General features: G+C 31.7%; 13 protein-coding genes. 11 read left to right on the plus strand and 2 right to left on the minus strand.

The annotated features are described in order from the left end of the window. Nucleotides 1-105 precede the first annotated feature (105 nt). On the minus strand, nt 106-303 hold the full coding sequence (locus BZARG_RS15605) for a hypothetical protein (protein ID WP_040288154.1): 198 nt from the start codon (nt 301-303) through the stop codon (nt 106-108). Nucleotides 304-454: 151 nt separating this feature from the next. Between BZARG_RS15605 and BZARG_RS07390 the strand changes: the two genes are divergently transcribed. From BZARG_RS07390 to BZARG_RS07405, 4 genes are all read left to right on the plus strand, one after another. Next, complete coding sequence (locus BZARG_RS07390; RefSeq protein WP_008636898.1) at nt 455-1,210, plus strand: hypothetical protein; 756 nt, start codon at nt 455-457, stop codon at nt 1,208-1,210. 1 nt (nt 1,211) lies between these two features. Further along, complete coding sequence (locus tag BZARG_RS07395; RefSeq protein WP_040288155.1) at nt 1,212-1,607, plus strand: DUF5675 family protein; 396 nt, start codon at nt 1,212-1,214, stop codon at nt 1,605-1,607. Between the two features lie 66 nt (nt 1,608-1,673). Next, the gene (locus tag BZARG_RS07400) at nt 1,674-1,895 is read left to right on the plus strand and encodes a hypothetical protein (protein WP_008636900.1); all 222 of its coding nucleotides are present in this window, start codon (nt 1,674-1,676) and stop codon (nt 1,893-1,895) included. Nucleotide 1,896: 1 nt separating this feature from the next. Beyond that, the gene (locus BZARG_RS07405) at nt 1,897-2,076 is read left to right on the plus strand and encodes a hypothetical protein (RefSeq protein ID WP_008636893.1); all 180 of its coding nucleotides are present in this window, start codon (nt 1,897-1,899) and stop codon (nt 2,074-2,076) included. 1,382 nt (nt 2,077-3,458) lie between these two features. Here BZARG_RS07405 and BZARG_RS07410 read toward each other — a convergent pair. Further along, on the minus strand, nt 3,459-4,448 hold the full coding sequence (locus BZARG_RS07410) for a hypothetical protein (protein ID WP_008636919.1): 990 nt from the start codon (nt 4,446-4,448) through the stop codon (nt 3,459-3,461). A 290-nt stretch (nt 4,449-4,738) separates the two neighbouring features. On the opposite strand from BZARG_RS07410, the gene BZARG_RS07415 reads away from it, so the two are divergent. The 7 genes from BZARG_RS07415 to BZARG_RS07445 form a co-directional block, all read left to right on the plus strand. After that, nucleotides 4,739-6,013 carry a hypothetical protein gene (locus tag BZARG_RS07415; protein ID WP_008636882.1) on the plus strand — a complete coding sequence of 425 codons (1,275 nt, stop codon included), beginning with the start codon at nt 4,739-4,741 and terminating at the stop codon, nt 6,011-6,013. A 29-nt stretch (nt 6,014-6,042) separates the two neighbouring features. Continuing rightward, on the plus strand, nt 6,043-6,903 hold the full coding sequence (locus BZARG_RS07420; RefSeq protein ID WP_008636927.1) for a hypothetical protein: 861 nt from the start codon (nt 6,043-6,045) through the stop codon (nt 6,901-6,903). 323 nt (nt 6,904-7,226) lie between these two features. After that, on the plus strand, nt 7,227-8,141 hold the full coding sequence (locus tag BZARG_RS07425; RefSeq protein ID WP_008636868.1) for a hypothetical protein: 915 nt from the start codon (nt 7,227-7,229) through the stop codon (nt 8,139-8,141). Nucleotides 8,142-8,276: 135 nt separating this feature from the next. Next, on the plus strand, nt 8,277-8,888 hold the full coding sequence (locus BZARG_RS07430) for a sigma-70 family RNA polymerase sigma factor (RefSeq protein ID WP_008636941.1): 612 nt from the start codon (nt 8,277-8,279) through the stop codon (nt 8,886-8,888). A gap of 1 nt (nt 8,889) precedes the next feature. After that, the gene (locus tag BZARG_RS07435; protein WP_008636869.1) at nt 8,890-10,050 is read left to right on the plus strand and encodes a hypothetical protein; all 1,161 of its coding nucleotides are present in this window, start codon (nt 8,890-8,892) and stop codon (nt 10,048-10,050) included. After that, nucleotides 10,043-11,185 carry a M48 family metalloprotease gene (locus BZARG_RS07440; protein ID WP_040288157.1) on the plus strand — a complete coding sequence of 381 codons (1,143 nt, stop codon included), beginning with the start codon at nt 10,043-10,045 and terminating at the stop codon, nt 11,183-11,185. The genes BZARG_RS07435 and BZARG_RS07440 overlap by 8 nt, the downstream gene beginning before the upstream one ends. Then, nucleotides 11,182-14,289: tetratricopeptide repeat protein (locus BZARG_RS07445; RefSeq protein WP_040288159.1), on the plus strand; the 3,108-nt coding region annotated here is incomplete at its 3' end. The genes BZARG_RS07440 and BZARG_RS07445, both read left to right, overlap by 4 nt.

Here is a 14,289-nt window from a genome sequence, read left to right on the forward strand (position 1 = left end):
TACCTTTATGGGTGCAATTTACTATTTTTTATTTATATTATACCTTTTAGGGTATAATTAATGTATTTTTGATGTTTGATATACCCGAAAGGGTATATTTAAGAGCTACTCTAGATATTGCATAACTGTCTCCTTTTTAATACCACTGTATTCGGAAAATTCCTCTGCTGTAATAAATTGATAGGACTTTTTACCAAAGTGATCTTTAATGTCGTTTAAGAGCTTACGACCATAGCGTTCACTTCTGCCAGTGATACGCATAATATCTTTTGGGTAAATACATAGTCTTTTGATGTTGCTCATACCTTATCCATGCTTTATCTATACATGATCCTGTTATCATCTATGCGTTTAAATTGGCAAAAAAGACACTTTTCGGCAGGGGCCGGAAGCGCTTTTGGGAATGTTTATTAAATATACGGAGTTTTAGGGAGAAATAAAAAAACTTTGAATTATGGCTAGGCAAACAGGTATTATCAAATTAAAGGGAACTCTGGATGATATTTCCTTTTACAAAACAAGCGACGGGCATTTGGCGCGTACAAAAGGCGGTATTGACGCCAGTCGTATAGCAAATGATCCTGCATTTCAACGAACGCGTGAAAATGGTTCTGAATTCGGGCGTGCTGGCAAAGCCGGCAAGCTAATTCGGAATGCTATTCGGGTGCTGTTGCAAAATGCCAAAGACAAACGTGTGGTTAGCAGATTAACAAAAGATCTGGTAGCTATTGTAAAAACTGATGCTGTCAATTTAAGAGGTGAGCGAACTGTTCAGGATGGAAATTTAGATGCCTTTTTGGGTTTTGAATTTAACCTCAACGGTAAATTGGCTTCCACCTTATTTTCTGCTTACGGTGTGGCATTTGATCGGGTGACGGGAAGCGCTGATTTTACTTTAGCACCTTTTAGTCCGATGGTTAGAATAGCCGCGCCCATAGGAAGTACGCATTTTAGCATTGTTATGGGTGCTGCAGAGTTAGATTTTGTAAACGAAACCTTTGTTTTTGAAACAGATGCTACTGGTATTTTACCGTATACGGCACCAGATACAGCTCCAATTGCTTTGAATGCAACGCTTACCGCTAACTCGGTGCTGCCGGTTATTGAAGTCGTAGGAGTTGCATTTTACCAAGAGGTAAATGGTGATATGTACCCGCTTAAAAACGGTGCTTTTAATGCGCTTTCGGTTGCACTAATTGACACGTTGTAATATGGAATTATTGCTCCAAAGACACTATTTTAAAGAGGGTACGAATAGTGCCCTCTTTGTTAATGGGCACTTTATCTGTTTTATGATTGAACTGCCTTGGTTGGATAATAAGCGTATGGTGTCTTGTATTCCAGAAGGGGTTTATGAATTACAACCTCGAACTTCTAGTCGGTTGGGTAATCATATTCATGTGAAGTCGGTTGCAGATCGACGATTGATTTTAATTCACCAGGCCAATGATGCTACTAAAGAATTGGAAGGTTGCTTGTCTCCAGTGAGTCAGCTAACGGGAATCGGAACAGGATGGTCGTCTAAATTAGCTATGCAAAAGATACTTTCACTTTGTCACCAAGCTTTTGAACGCAAAGAAATTATTTTATTAACTATTAACCATTAAACCTCCTCTCTAACCCTCTCCAAAGGGCCGGGAATGCAGAGCGGATTTTTTTTAAAACTTATAATTATGAATTTAGTTGAACGTTACCAAAAACCAACTCCGAAGTTTTTCAGAATATTGAGAAATATTGGTATAGCACTTGCAGCTGCTGGTGGTGCTATTATTGCCGCACCTATAAGCATTCCAGCGATTGTGATAACTATAGCCACTTATATGACGGTTGTTGGTGCTGTTGCTACGGCTGTGAGTCAGGCTGTAGTTATCGATGACTCTAACAAACAAAAATAGCATGGACTTTTCGGAATTAAATACAAAAGCTGGTTTTTTGGGCGGTACTTTATTTTCGATCGCCTTAAATATTAGTTTGGACGCGATTCTATTCACGGTTGTTATGGCAAGTATTGGCGCTTCTGTTAGTTATTTAGTCGCCAAACTTCTAAATTATATTTTCAGTTTCTTCAAAAAATAGTTTAAGGCTCTTTCTTCAAGGGCCTTTTTTTTATGTTTCTTTTTTTAAAATTCAACTAAACTTATTCATTCAAACAAGATAGACCTATCAATATTAAAATCTTGTTACATCATTTGTTTTGCAAGCTATCTCTTCCCTATAATATTTTTTCGGAAGAACGGAAAAAAAGAAAGCACATCACTTGTAGCCGAGGAAATACTGTCAAGTTTTTTGGATAAAATTTTTTTCTAAATTTTGTTCAAAACCCGTAGGGCTTGAACTTTATAGTATTATAGTAGGGGTGAAGGGAGGCTACTATCTTTGTTGTCTTTTTTATCTTATTCTTCTCGGTTTCTTTTTATGCAATTGAATATTTTTATGCGGCAGGTAATCTTTAAGGCGCGAGCCGACTGCGAGTTTAGCAAGGGTGGTGTGGTAATAGCACGTTGCCTTTTCGGCAAAAGTGCGTACCACAGCAACGGTTTACCGCAAGGGTGGCAGATTTTTTGATTCTATTTTGTAGTCGGATGGAGTTTTTTGGATGTTAAGAGAATGGTCCGGTTTTGCAAGTGCAAGGCTTGAGTTTATATAATGTTATTTTTCTAAAAATATAGGTTGGATGTTGATGAGATTCCTGCCTGCGCAGGAATTTGGGCCTTGCTCTTGGAGTTTTTGCGAAATGGGATAACCCATTAAACGGCTATTGTGTGAAGCAATTTAGAAGCTAAATATATTTTATGAGATCCCCGTGTTTGCGAGGATTGGGTTATCTTATTTGCAAGCTGAATCGGTCAAAAAATGTGACACCCGCAGCCCCACATATTTGAATCGGCAGTAGTAATCAAATTTTGAATCCATTGAATTTAATAGACACTATTGACTATTATTGCTATCATATATGTGGGGTTTGGCCGCAGCGACCCGCAGGCTCGCATCATATGAAGTAGCGGTTTTACCCCAAATACTTTACTTGCGCTCGCGCGCACATCTTTTTGGGGTTTGGGGTAAAAAAGTAGCTACGGGTGAGGAAGGAGTGAATGTGTGAAATAAAACAAATAAATGGAGCCAACGAGGACGTCTCGCCGCAGTGGTTCCAGTTATGGTATATGCAAGCCTTATAAATGCTAGGTTTTATAGGTGCTACGCGCTTCTTTTAAAAACGGTATACCGAACGCATACCGAATTGGCTTGCAGATATGTTTTATGGAACAAAATGGAGCGACTGACGAACACCTTATTACCTGCCTTGTTGAATTATATAGTTTGATGAAATGAACTACAAACTGATTTTTAAAAATGGGTTTTTTATGTAATTTAAAGCATGGGGTTCATCTGTGCTATATGAATCTAAACTGCATAGCCAGTTACATTTGCTTAATAGCTATTGAAATTGGCTGTGTTTTCTATATGTTTTTTTCTTCCGGTAGAATATCTAAATACATACCATGTGCTCGTAGATGGCTTTCTAAACTATATGTGATGCCTTTTTTTGCAATTTTGAAATGTTCCGGGGTAGGCTCGTATTTGTTTATTAAATCTTCCTCATGCTTACCATGATGATAGCTGAATTCCAAAGATTCAGGGTAACTAGAGCAATCAATAATTATTGAAGGTTTATTTTTATAAGTGATTAAATTACTTTCTTTCCAGCCTTCTAATCGGTTAAAACCATACAAACTTAAGTTACTCCATTGGTAGGTTAATAACCAATAAACTAATTCTTTTTCGCTTTCAATTGTTTTAAATTCGGAAATAGCTTGTTTGGCGAACTCGTGCTTTTCTATTAAAGCGAGCACCTGTTTAATATCTGTAGAGAATTCCTGAAATAATTCAAATTGTTTATAATCGTTCATAAAAGGGATGGTACTAAAACTTTCGAGTAGTTCACGATGCTTTGTGCCCCAATATTCTATGTCCTCTATTAAAATGGTTTTATTATTAAACTTTTCAAAGTCACTTAATGCGTATTCTATTTTTTGTTTTTTAATTAGAAACTCTATTGAAGGGGTGAAATTCACTTTTTCATCTTCATAGAATTCAAAATACATTGCGTATCTGGGAGTGATTTTTTCTTCATGTTTTAAATCATTACATAAATATATGTCTGTTACTCGGTCATCATTTTCTTCGAAAAACAGATTTAAAGCACAATTATCATCTGTTATAAAAGTAAGTGCGGCGCATCCTTTATTACAGGTATTGCATATTCCTGGAATTATTTTATCAAAACTAAAAATCTTGTTTTCCTTTTTATGGTCAAATTGTTGTTTTAGGGTTTTTAAGAATAACTGTTTTGTGACATCCATGTATGAGCGATTGTCATCTAAAAGTCGCTCTAACTTTTCGATGTTCATTTCTTTAATGGCGGAGATGATTTGCTGTTTGTTGGTCATTATTTTATCAGTTAAATTATAGGAATATATTAAGTTATTGTTTTGTAATTTGATTGAATAGGTTTGATTTTTTAGATATATAAGTGTTTTGTATTTATTTTATAACACCCTAGTGTTTAGTTTAAATATCATGCTACTATTAATATCACTTTCTAAAAAAGGTAACCTTGATTTTTGTTTTAAAAATACTATACCTTCTATTTATAACCTTCTGTTTTATCCAATTTTAAATATAAAATAAACGAGGGTTACCTTTTAATGTTTCAGGTATTAAGGATAAAATAAACCTTATGAAACTTTTTAAAACACTACAAAATCACATGAAGCCTAAACATCAGAAATCAATCGACTTATTAGAAGACTCATTAAACTCAACTAAAAACTCAACTAACATAACAACTAAAGTAGAGCGCGTAAAAAGTTTTCAAGATTATGCCTTACAAAAAGCTGGTTTAAATAATGGAGACGCCACTTCTTTAAAAACTCATTTACGGTGTATTAAAGATGGCTATGTTGTTGATGAGACCTATAATGAAAACGAGCATCAAATTAGAAGGAAACAAATTGTAGGTAAAATTGAGTTAAAACAGGACGAAAAAGAAAGTATTGAAGGAGCTAAAAGAAATATCGAGTCAGTAGAAATTCCATCGAGAAAAGAAAAGATTAAAGATTTTGATTCTGAAATTCAACAAACCAAACTGGATTTAGAAGCCAATAAAATCAATACTGGATATCAGGCTATAAAGCATTATACCTATATGACGTTAGTTATGTTATTATCGGTTTATCTGATTTTATTTTATGCATCTGCTATATATGCTTCTTTTTTCCGAAATGCTAGTACTTTGATAGAGTTAGCTGGAGATGATATTGCTTTGTATCTTGATTCTATATTTGATATTAAAGGAATTTTTACACCATCATATTCTCTAATTATTGTTTATTTAGGTGCTTTCTTATTCTTTGCTATTGGCATGATTCCTCACACCATGGAGGGTAAATACAAAAAGTTAAAAGCAGGACTGGCCATATTGGGGTCATTAGTAGTTGATGCATTACTTGCCTATAAAATTGACAAAGGAATACATGATTTAAAAGTGATGGCAGGTATCGCAGAGGAAGACTGGAATTTTCTAACGAGCATCAATTTCTACCTCGTATTAGCTTTCGGGTTTTTAGCTTATTTAGTTTGGGGCTATATGTTTGAATTAATGATAAAAGAGAAAGATAAGAAAAACGCACATATTTCAGCTGAACTATTAATAAAAGGTTTAAAGAAGTCTATTAGGGAAGAACGTCAACATATTAATAGTTTAGAGACAAAAGTGATAGAACTTGAGTCACAATTAGCGGTTTTAAAGTCACAAATTGAGCACCTGAAAAAAGACCTAGACCGTGCGATGTTAAATCCTGATTTGCTTTCACAAAGTTTAACCAGCTTTTATATGGGATGGTTGCAATACTTAAACGGCTCCATAGAATTGAATGCCAAGAAGGAAGCCTGCACTAATGCTTATGATGGCTTTATGGAAACACACTTTAAAATAACTCCATCATTTAATTAAAATTCACTTAAATACTACTATTTACTATTATGAAAACTACACTCTCATTTTCCGCGATAACAACAATATTTTTAACAGTTCTTTTTTTTAGTGCTTCAATTGTTTATGCTTTTGAGCCAGGTAAAAAACCACCACTCAACTATAATATAATTCTTGATTTAAGTGATCGCGTATTGCAAGATCATCAAGTACAAAAGGATATGCTCTTAATTGAAGAGATGTTTAAGGTATTTGAAATTCAAGCACGTCGTGGATTGATTTTAACATCAAAAGATCGCTTCTCTGTAAAAATTATACCTCAAAAAGGGAGTCCACTGGATGTGAATTATTATGAAAACAAACTACAACTATATTTGGATGAAGTTGCGGTAAAAGATAAGAATACAACTATTAGCAAATTTTCATCGACTTTACAAAGTACTTTACAGGAGTTGGTAAATGCTTGCAAATATGGTGAAACTAACGGAGCCTATTTTGGTGTTGATATTTGGAGCTATTTGTACAACAATGGTATTAGCTTTGAAAAGTTAGGGTATAATAATGTGGCAGTAATTATAACGGATGGTTATTTTGATTTTGAAAATAGAAGTCATGTTTTAAAGGCTGAAAACAGATTTACTTCAACGCAATTTTTAAAGCAATTAAAAGGGTTTGATTGGATGTCGATTGCACAAGAAAAGGACTATGGACTTATACCAATAGCTTTAAGTCGTCATGTAAACTGGATAGTGTCAGGTATTGAAAGTAAAAATTCACAAGATATTTTACAGACTAAAAAGATCACTTATTTTTGGGAAAAGTGGTTAAAAGAGTCTGGAGCTAAAAACTATCACTTTATACTGAATAGTTCTGGTCGCCAAATGAGCTCTCAACTGTTGGCAATACTTTAAGCCCTATTAGAATTGTTTTAGGACATTCTTACTCATAAAAAGGTTCGTTAAAATGATATCCAAAGTAAATATATAAGCTATTTTACTATTCTCTTTAATTGGTTGTCACTCTGTAATTATTAGGAGTGTTTCAAAATATTAGGACAGAAAAAGTAGTTAATAGTCGATCTATATTATTTAAGGCGATAATACTTACTATATATTTAGATATAGTGAGGTTTGAAAGTTTTTTTAAAACGAATAATAATTATTTATATCAAATGCTTGGGTTACCTTTTTAGGAGTATGCTATTAATAGATAAATAACAATTACACATCTAATTATGGCCTATTTAACAAAACATACCTATAGTAAATTAAGCAGAGAAATTGATTTAAAAACAAAAGTAAGTCAGGAGGTTTTTCAACAGCATATTCTAAAAGATTATAAACTCTATTTAATTTTTAACAGTGTTGAGTTGAAGTATCTTTTTAATTTTAAATTGCTGTTTGAAAATGATAAAGAGCAAATGAAACGCTACTTGAAGTATGTTCCAGCACAAAAAGACACTAAGAAGTACGTGTTTGAAATTAAGGGAAAATTAAAATATCACTTATCCTCAGACTGTTGGCATCTGAATAAAGACTTTTTGAATTATAATATTCCACAGGAGATTAGAGATTTGGGCGATGCAGCTATAGAAGATTATAGACGTTGGTTTAAAGCTGAAGGTTTTGCTGAACAATATTTAAAAGGCGAGCTTGATGTTAGCATCGTTGTTTTCCGATATAATAATATCTTTCCTTTTAGATATGGGGTGGCTAGACTAAATGAAAAATACAAATTGATAGAAGAGCTACCTAATTCATCTATTAAAACGGAAAGTCAACAATTTAATTACGATGCCTTTTTGAGAGATATTGAGGGTTTAAAAAAAGAACATGCTTTTCATTTCCAAAGTAGAGTTACCAGAATATTATCAAAATTCGATTATTTATTATATAGAAGTGATTCTGAAATCGTAGAAAAAATCACAGATTTATTTACGCCTGAATTTATAACCAATTATGGAATGGATCGGGTTAAAGAGCTGTTTACTATTTCCAAGCGGATTAAAAAAGCACTTATGAAAGCACTTATAGATTATTTTAAATGGACTTACAAAAGTACCTTAAACAGTATTGATACTGTTACATTAGAAAATTTCGGTTTGGAATGTTGCCGTTCTTGTAAAGAAAACAAGACTGTAAAACGGTAAAGGGTTAGTAAGCAGCAGTGTAGCTCTTAAAGTGTGACGCTAATTGACAATTTACTATGCTACTTCATGATATTTAGCTATTTTCGGACATGAACTACAAGGAGATAGTTTCCTAAACTAAAGTAAATTAGTAGTATGAACGTTGCAGCATTATCAGATCAAGAGCTCGTTAGGTTAGTAAAACAGGACCAAGATTACCTAGGCCATATTTATAAAAAACATAAAGAATACTGTGTGCTTTTTATGAGGAAGATGACTACGGGTAGTAAAATTAGAGAAATAGATTTAGCAGATGTTTATCAGGACGTGATGTTAATTTTATATGAAAAAATAATAAAAGGTGATTTTGTATTGACATGTGCTTTGCAAACTTACTTGAATTCAGTTTGTCGTTTTCAGATTCTAAACAAATTTAAAGCTGCCGGAAAACAATTAAATTTTGAAGCTTACGAAGGTTTTAATGTGGATTCGATAAACGAACAATATGACGTTCAAATTCAAGATAATTTAGACGATTTAGGAGATCAAGATGAGGAACAGTTTACAGCTCTAGAGAGGGCCTTACAAGTGTTGAAGGATAGCGGAGGCAAATGTTTTGAATTGCTTACGTTATTTTGGTATCATAGAAAATCAATGGTAGAGTTAACGGACCATTTTGGATATACTAATCCTGCTAATACAAAAAACCAAAAGGCAAAATGCCAAAAGCGATTAGAGAAATTAGCTTTTAATGAATTGAACATATAGTATGACATTATTAATACCACATATTAAATTAATATTAGAACCAGTATTAGAGGAACAAGGGCTATCAATTACTGATGTCTCTATACCATGGGAAAACATTTGTGATGGTTTTTTACAGTACGAATTGGATTCGAAACCTTTATATACGGAGTTATACCGCATGGAGTTGAACAACCCAGAGCAAGTTATTAGTCAATTAGATACTTTACATAATGTTTTTATGACTGACCTTGCGGAGGACTTTGTTTTAGGAATAAGAACTGATTACATTAAACCATTATTAACTAAAGAAGCTTCTCTTTTAAATAAAAAAATTACATTTTTAAGCCAGTTAAAAGTAGCAATAACAAAAACGGAACGTCAGCGTATTGTTCAGGATTTGGATGAAATGAGCCAGCGCGCAGCGTTTGTTATTCCAGAAACTACATTAGAAAGTGCTTTAAAAAAAAAGACACGGGCTGACTTAAGGAATCAGTTCAATACCTGGGACAAAGAACTTGAAGAACTTGAAGAGTTTGAAGAGTTTGAAGTGAAGAAGCACATACCTGAATTAGAGTCCAACATATTTAAGAAAAAAAGTGAGAGTAACCCGGAAACATTAGATGCAGACACTAAAGATAATTCAAGTAAATCACGTGTTATTTCTTTATCTTGGGTAAAATACGCTGTTGCTGCTAGCGTATTAATTATGGCCGGTATATTTTATTTCAAATCGTTTCCAACTACTGATAATTCTATTCCTGTTTTCGCTAATGTTGAAACCTCAACACAAACCGTACCTGTTATAGTAAATCAGGGAATGGGCTATGTTTCGAGTGTGACTGATCAACAAATAGAAATTGTTGTAATGGATTACACAAATCGAATTGATTCTATTAATAAAGTATTAATTGATAATGACGATTCAGTTTATAAAAACGAATTAGAACGTTTGCAATTGTTAGAAAATACATATGTTTTTGATGAAAATAAATTAACAGTCCATTTGAAGGATATTAATAAACAATTTAATATTATTTATTTAAACGACGTCGATTTTTACTTGAACATAAGAGATCAGTATTATAGTATTGTTTCATCTGATGCTCCAACTAAATTGGTTGCTGAAAACGATGAGAGAATAATTGAGCAATTAGAGAAAATAATATTTGAAAATGAATAAAGCGTTATTGTATTTTATGGTGTTTTTTCTAATTTATAGTGAGTCGTTTGCCCAAACAAGCCTGACTGAAAAGGAGCAAATAACGACTGTCTTTAATAAACTTGTGGCGGCTTATGGAAATTCGAAAACAGCCCCTAAACTCAAAATCACTTCTTCTAAGCAGCGAAAAACTCCTGCGGTATATTATGTTTCTCCTGTGCCAACGATTAGTGTAGATAAAAACTTGTTATTGATTTGTAATCGTTTTGGAGAAGATAGTGAGAATGCCTTGTCTATAATTATCGCTCATGAATTAGCGCATTATTATAATGATCATACATTTTGTACTGATTTTGCTTTTGCCGTCAGAAAAGAGGAGAGTGTATTTAGTAGTAAATTGAAGGCTCTATCAAAAACAGAAAAACTTGCTTTAGAAACAGAAGCAGATCATAAGGGATTGTTTTATTCATGTATGGCTGGATATAAACCTTTTGATGTATACCCCCAATTGTTAGATGCTATATATCAATTTTATGATTTAGCTGATGCTAACAATGGATACCCAACAAAGAATGAACGTAAGGCTATTAATCTGCAAGCCCAAAAAAAAATTAATGAACTTTATACCGTTTTTTTAGAAGGTGTTAGGGCTAATAAAAAAGAGGATTATGATACAGCCATTACAAGTTTTGAAATTCTAAATAATTATTTTCCGTCCAGAGAAAATTATAACAATTTGGGGGTAATCCGCACATTAAAGGCTTTAAAATACCATCCCTTAAGTAGAGTTGCATTTAAAAATCCAGAGCGTTTTTTATACCCTTTGGGGATTGATACTAATAGTCGTTTACAACAAGCATCACGTGAACGCAGTTTAAATGAGAGTACTTTCCGAGTTATGCAGGATTTATTGAAACGAGCTCAAAAAGATTTTGAAAAAGCCATTAGCCTTGATGATACTTATACTCAAAGTTATATTAATCTTGCTTGTGTCTTTGATCTTTTGGGTAATTCAATGGCTGCAATTGGTAAGATAAATGAACTTCCAAAAGAACAACAAAATAGTAGAGCTGCTCAACGAATTCTGGCGATTGCTTATTATAATTTGGAGATGGAAGATAAGGCTTTGGGAATATGGAAAAATTTAAAGTTATGAAAATAATAGTTTTTATATTTTTTATTACTTCTCCATTATTTGCGCAAAAATTTAATGACAGTATTTTTTATTATCATGATAAAAAAGATTTTAATAGAGCACTACTTTTTGCTGAAAAAGGAATAGAGCACAATAGAAATCTTCAAGACACATTGAATTTAGATTATGCAAACTGCTTATTTTATGTAGGAACATTTAAACAAAATTCTGATTTATCTTCAAGATATTATGACAAGGCTTTAGTTATTTACAAAAATAATTTGGGAGAATATGATACAGAATATGCCACATATCTCAAAATTGTCTCAAATTATTATTTTACAATTAATATTGATTATTTAAAAGCAAAAGAATATTTAATAGAACTTTCGAATAATCTGAAATTTAATTTGGGAGATAGAAACATTGATTATAGTAAAGTCATTTCCATATTGGCTACTTTATATTTTCATATAGAAGATTATGATAATGCACTTTTGGCTTACAAGGAATCATTAGAAATAAAAATAGAATTATTTGAAAAAGAGAATTTAAATGGAATTCGAAATGTTGATTTCGCAATGTCTTTGGGTAATTTGGCGTTTTGTTATCATGTGCAAAGTAAATATTTATTGGCAGAACCATTATATATACAGGCTTTGGAAATAAGGGAGGAGGTGATTGGACTAGAACATCCTGATTATTTATTAAATTTAGATAATTTAGTTACGCTATATATAGATTTAGAGGATTATGAAAATGTAGAAAGATTTGAGATCAAAAGGGCTGAAACTAGAAAAATAATATTTGGATATAACAGTTATGAATACGCAACTTCTTTAAAAAGTTTGGGGATTATTTATCAAAGAAAAGGAAATTATGAAAAAGCTATTGATTTGTACCTTAAATCATTAGAGATTCAAAAAGCTTTGTATAATGAAAACCAAGAAGACTATCTCACATTATTAAATAATTTAGCTAATTGTTATAATTCTTTGGGAAATTATAATAAAGCAGAAATAATATTTATAGAAGCTCTGTCTGTATCCAAACCAAATAATTTAGATTATGCTGCAATTCTGACTAACCTAGGTAAAGCATATAACAACTTGGGAAATTTTAAGTTGTCTGAAAAGCACCATAAGCAATCCATAGAAATATATAAAAATATTCTTGGTGAAAACCATCTTAAATATAGAGTTGCTTCGGGGAATCTTGCAAGTAATTATATTGATCAATATAAATTTTCTGAAGCTGAAATAATTTTCAAAAACAATTTAACTTTTTATGAACTTCACGATGATAAAGAAAACCCAGAATATTTAACTACTTTAAACAATTTGGGTTATTTATATAAGATTACTGGAAAGTATGAATTATCTGAAGTTTATTATTTAAAATCTTATAATATTAGAAAAATAATTCTAGGAGAGAATCATCCAGATTTTATGAATTCGGAGAATAATTTGGCTGAGTTATACCGATTAAAAGGAGATTATAAAAAAGCAGAACGCATATTGCAGGAATTAACTCAAAAAAGGAAAGAATTATTGGGTAAAAACAACATAGATTATTTAATGTCTTTAAATAATTTGGCTGTTTTATATGATGAAATTGGAGAATTTGATAAAGCAGAAGTATTACATCTGGAAGGATTAAATACAAGAAGACAAATATTTGGAGAACAAGATTTACGATATGCAATTTCACTTAATAATGTAGGGCTACATTATAAAGATAGAGGTGATTTTATGAACGCAGAAGAATATTATATTAAGTCATTGAATATTAGAAAAAATATTCTTGGAACCGAAAATCTAGATTATTCGACTTCACTTAATAATTTAGGGGTGTTTTATAAGGAAATAAAAAATTATACAAAAGCACAAGATTATTTAATGCAGTCTCTGACAATTACAATTAAGGTTTTAGGGAATAATCACATAGATAGCGCCCTTGTTTTAAATAATCTCGCTGTTTTATTTTTAAAACAAGGAAAATATATTGAAGCAGAATTTTTTGCAAAAAATAATGTAGATATTATAATTGATAACCTTGGAACAGAAAATTTAAATTATGCTGACGCTATTCATCAACTAGCTTCATGTCTAGAGTTGAAAGGAGACTCTATTAAAGCTGAAGAATTTTATTTATCTTCATTGGAGATTAAAACAAAAGTGCTTAATGAAAATCACCCTGGATTTATCACTACTTATAACAATTTAGCTGTTTTTTATCTAAATATTAACAATTATGATAAATCTAAATTTTATGCTTTAAAAGCATTAAACCTTATTCAAACCTTATATGGAGTTTATAATGATAGGTATTTACACTCCCTTTATAATAGCATTGTTTTATATGACGAAATGAATAATGATGTTATGGTAGAAGAATTAATACTACAAATATCAATTCCTTTAAGACAAAGGTTCTTGCGTTCAATAAATTTTTTATCCGTGAAAGAGCTAACAAATTATTATAAATCTTTTGAGGCTTTTAGATTTTTTCCACTATCATATATTCAAAAAAAAACTAATTTGAGCGGAGGTATTACTACTCATAGTTATGAAATTGAAACTTTAGTAAAAAGCTTATCCTTACGTAATCAGCAACGCATTAAGAATAATATTTTAAAAACAAAAGACACCGTTCTTGTTAATAGCTATTCTCAATTTATTAAACAAAAAAAGCAATTGGCACAATGGAAGAAACTTCCACTTTCTGATAGGTCTCAAGCATATGAACAACTTGATATAGACACTGAAAAGTTAGAAAAATATTTGAGTAGAAACTCTTCTGATTTTGCAACATCAGAAAATGCTCTTTCAATAAACTTTAGTCAGGTACAAGAGAAGCTTAAATCAAATGAAATAATTATAGATATAGTAGCGTATAATTATTATGATAAAAAATGGACTGATAGTATTATGTATAGTGCCTTTATAATAGGAAAAAATTATAAATCACCAAAGTATATTCCTCTTTTTGAGCAACAACAGTTAGATTCACTGATGAATCAAACAGATGCCCATGAAGCTACTATAAACAGGCTATATGCTGGACAAGCTATTAGTGATTTGTTTTTAAAACCATTATTTAAAGAGTTAGAAGGAATTACTACG

The sequence above is a fragment of the Bizionia argentinensis JUB59 genome, from assembly GCF_000224335.1.
GTDB lineage: Bacteria > Bacteroidota > Bacteroidia > Flavobacteriales > Flavobacteriaceae > Algorimicrobium > Algorimicrobium argentinense.

What these genes read in the sequence shown, in the direction of transcription:
- BZARG_RS15605 (WP_040288154.1), bottom strand. Translation starts at nt 303, where the DNA reads ATGAGCAACATCAAAAGACTATGTATTTACCCAAAAGATATTATGCGT.
- BZARG_RS07390 (WP_008636898.1), top strand. Translation starts at nt 455, where the DNA reads ATGGCTAGGCAAACAGGTATTATCAAATTAAAGGGAACTCTGGATGAT.
- BZARG_RS07395 (WP_040288155.1), top strand. Translation starts at nt 1,212, where the DNA reads ATGGAATTATTGCTCCAAAGACACTATTTTAAAGAGGGTACGAATAGT.
- BZARG_RS07400 (WP_008636900.1), top strand. Translation starts at nt 1,674, where the DNA reads ATGAATTTAGTTGAACGTTACCAAAAACCAACTCCGAAGTTTTTCAGA.
- BZARG_RS07405 (WP_008636893.1), top strand. Translation starts at nt 1,897, where the DNA reads ATGGACTTTTCGGAATTAAATACAAAAGCTGGTTTTTTGGGCGGTACT.
- BZARG_RS07410 (WP_008636919.1), bottom strand. Translation starts at nt 4,448, where the DNA reads ATGACCAACAAACAGCAAATCATCTCCGCCATTAAAGAAATGAACATC.
- BZARG_RS07415 (WP_008636882.1), top strand. Translation starts at nt 4,739, where the DNA reads ATGAAACTTTTTAAAACACTACAAAATCACATGAAGCCTAAACATCAG.
- BZARG_RS07420 (WP_008636927.1), top strand. Translation starts at nt 6,043, where the DNA reads ATGAAAACTACACTCTCATTTTCCGCGATAACAACAATATTTTTAACA.
- BZARG_RS07425 (WP_008636868.1), top strand. Translation starts at nt 7,227, where the DNA reads ATGGCCTATTTAACAAAACATACCTATAGTAAATTAAGCAGAGAAATT.
- BZARG_RS07430 (WP_008636941.1), top strand. Translation starts at nt 8,277, where the DNA reads ATGAACGTTGCAGCATTATCAGATCAAGAGCTCGTTAGGTTAGTAAAA.
- BZARG_RS07435 (WP_008636869.1), top strand. Translation starts at nt 8,890, where the DNA reads ATGACATTATTAATACCACATATTAAATTAATATTAGAACCAGTATTA.
- BZARG_RS07440 (WP_040288157.1), top strand. Translation starts at nt 10,043, where the DNA reads ATGAATAAAGCGTTATTGTATTTTATGGTGTTTTTTCTAATTTATAGT.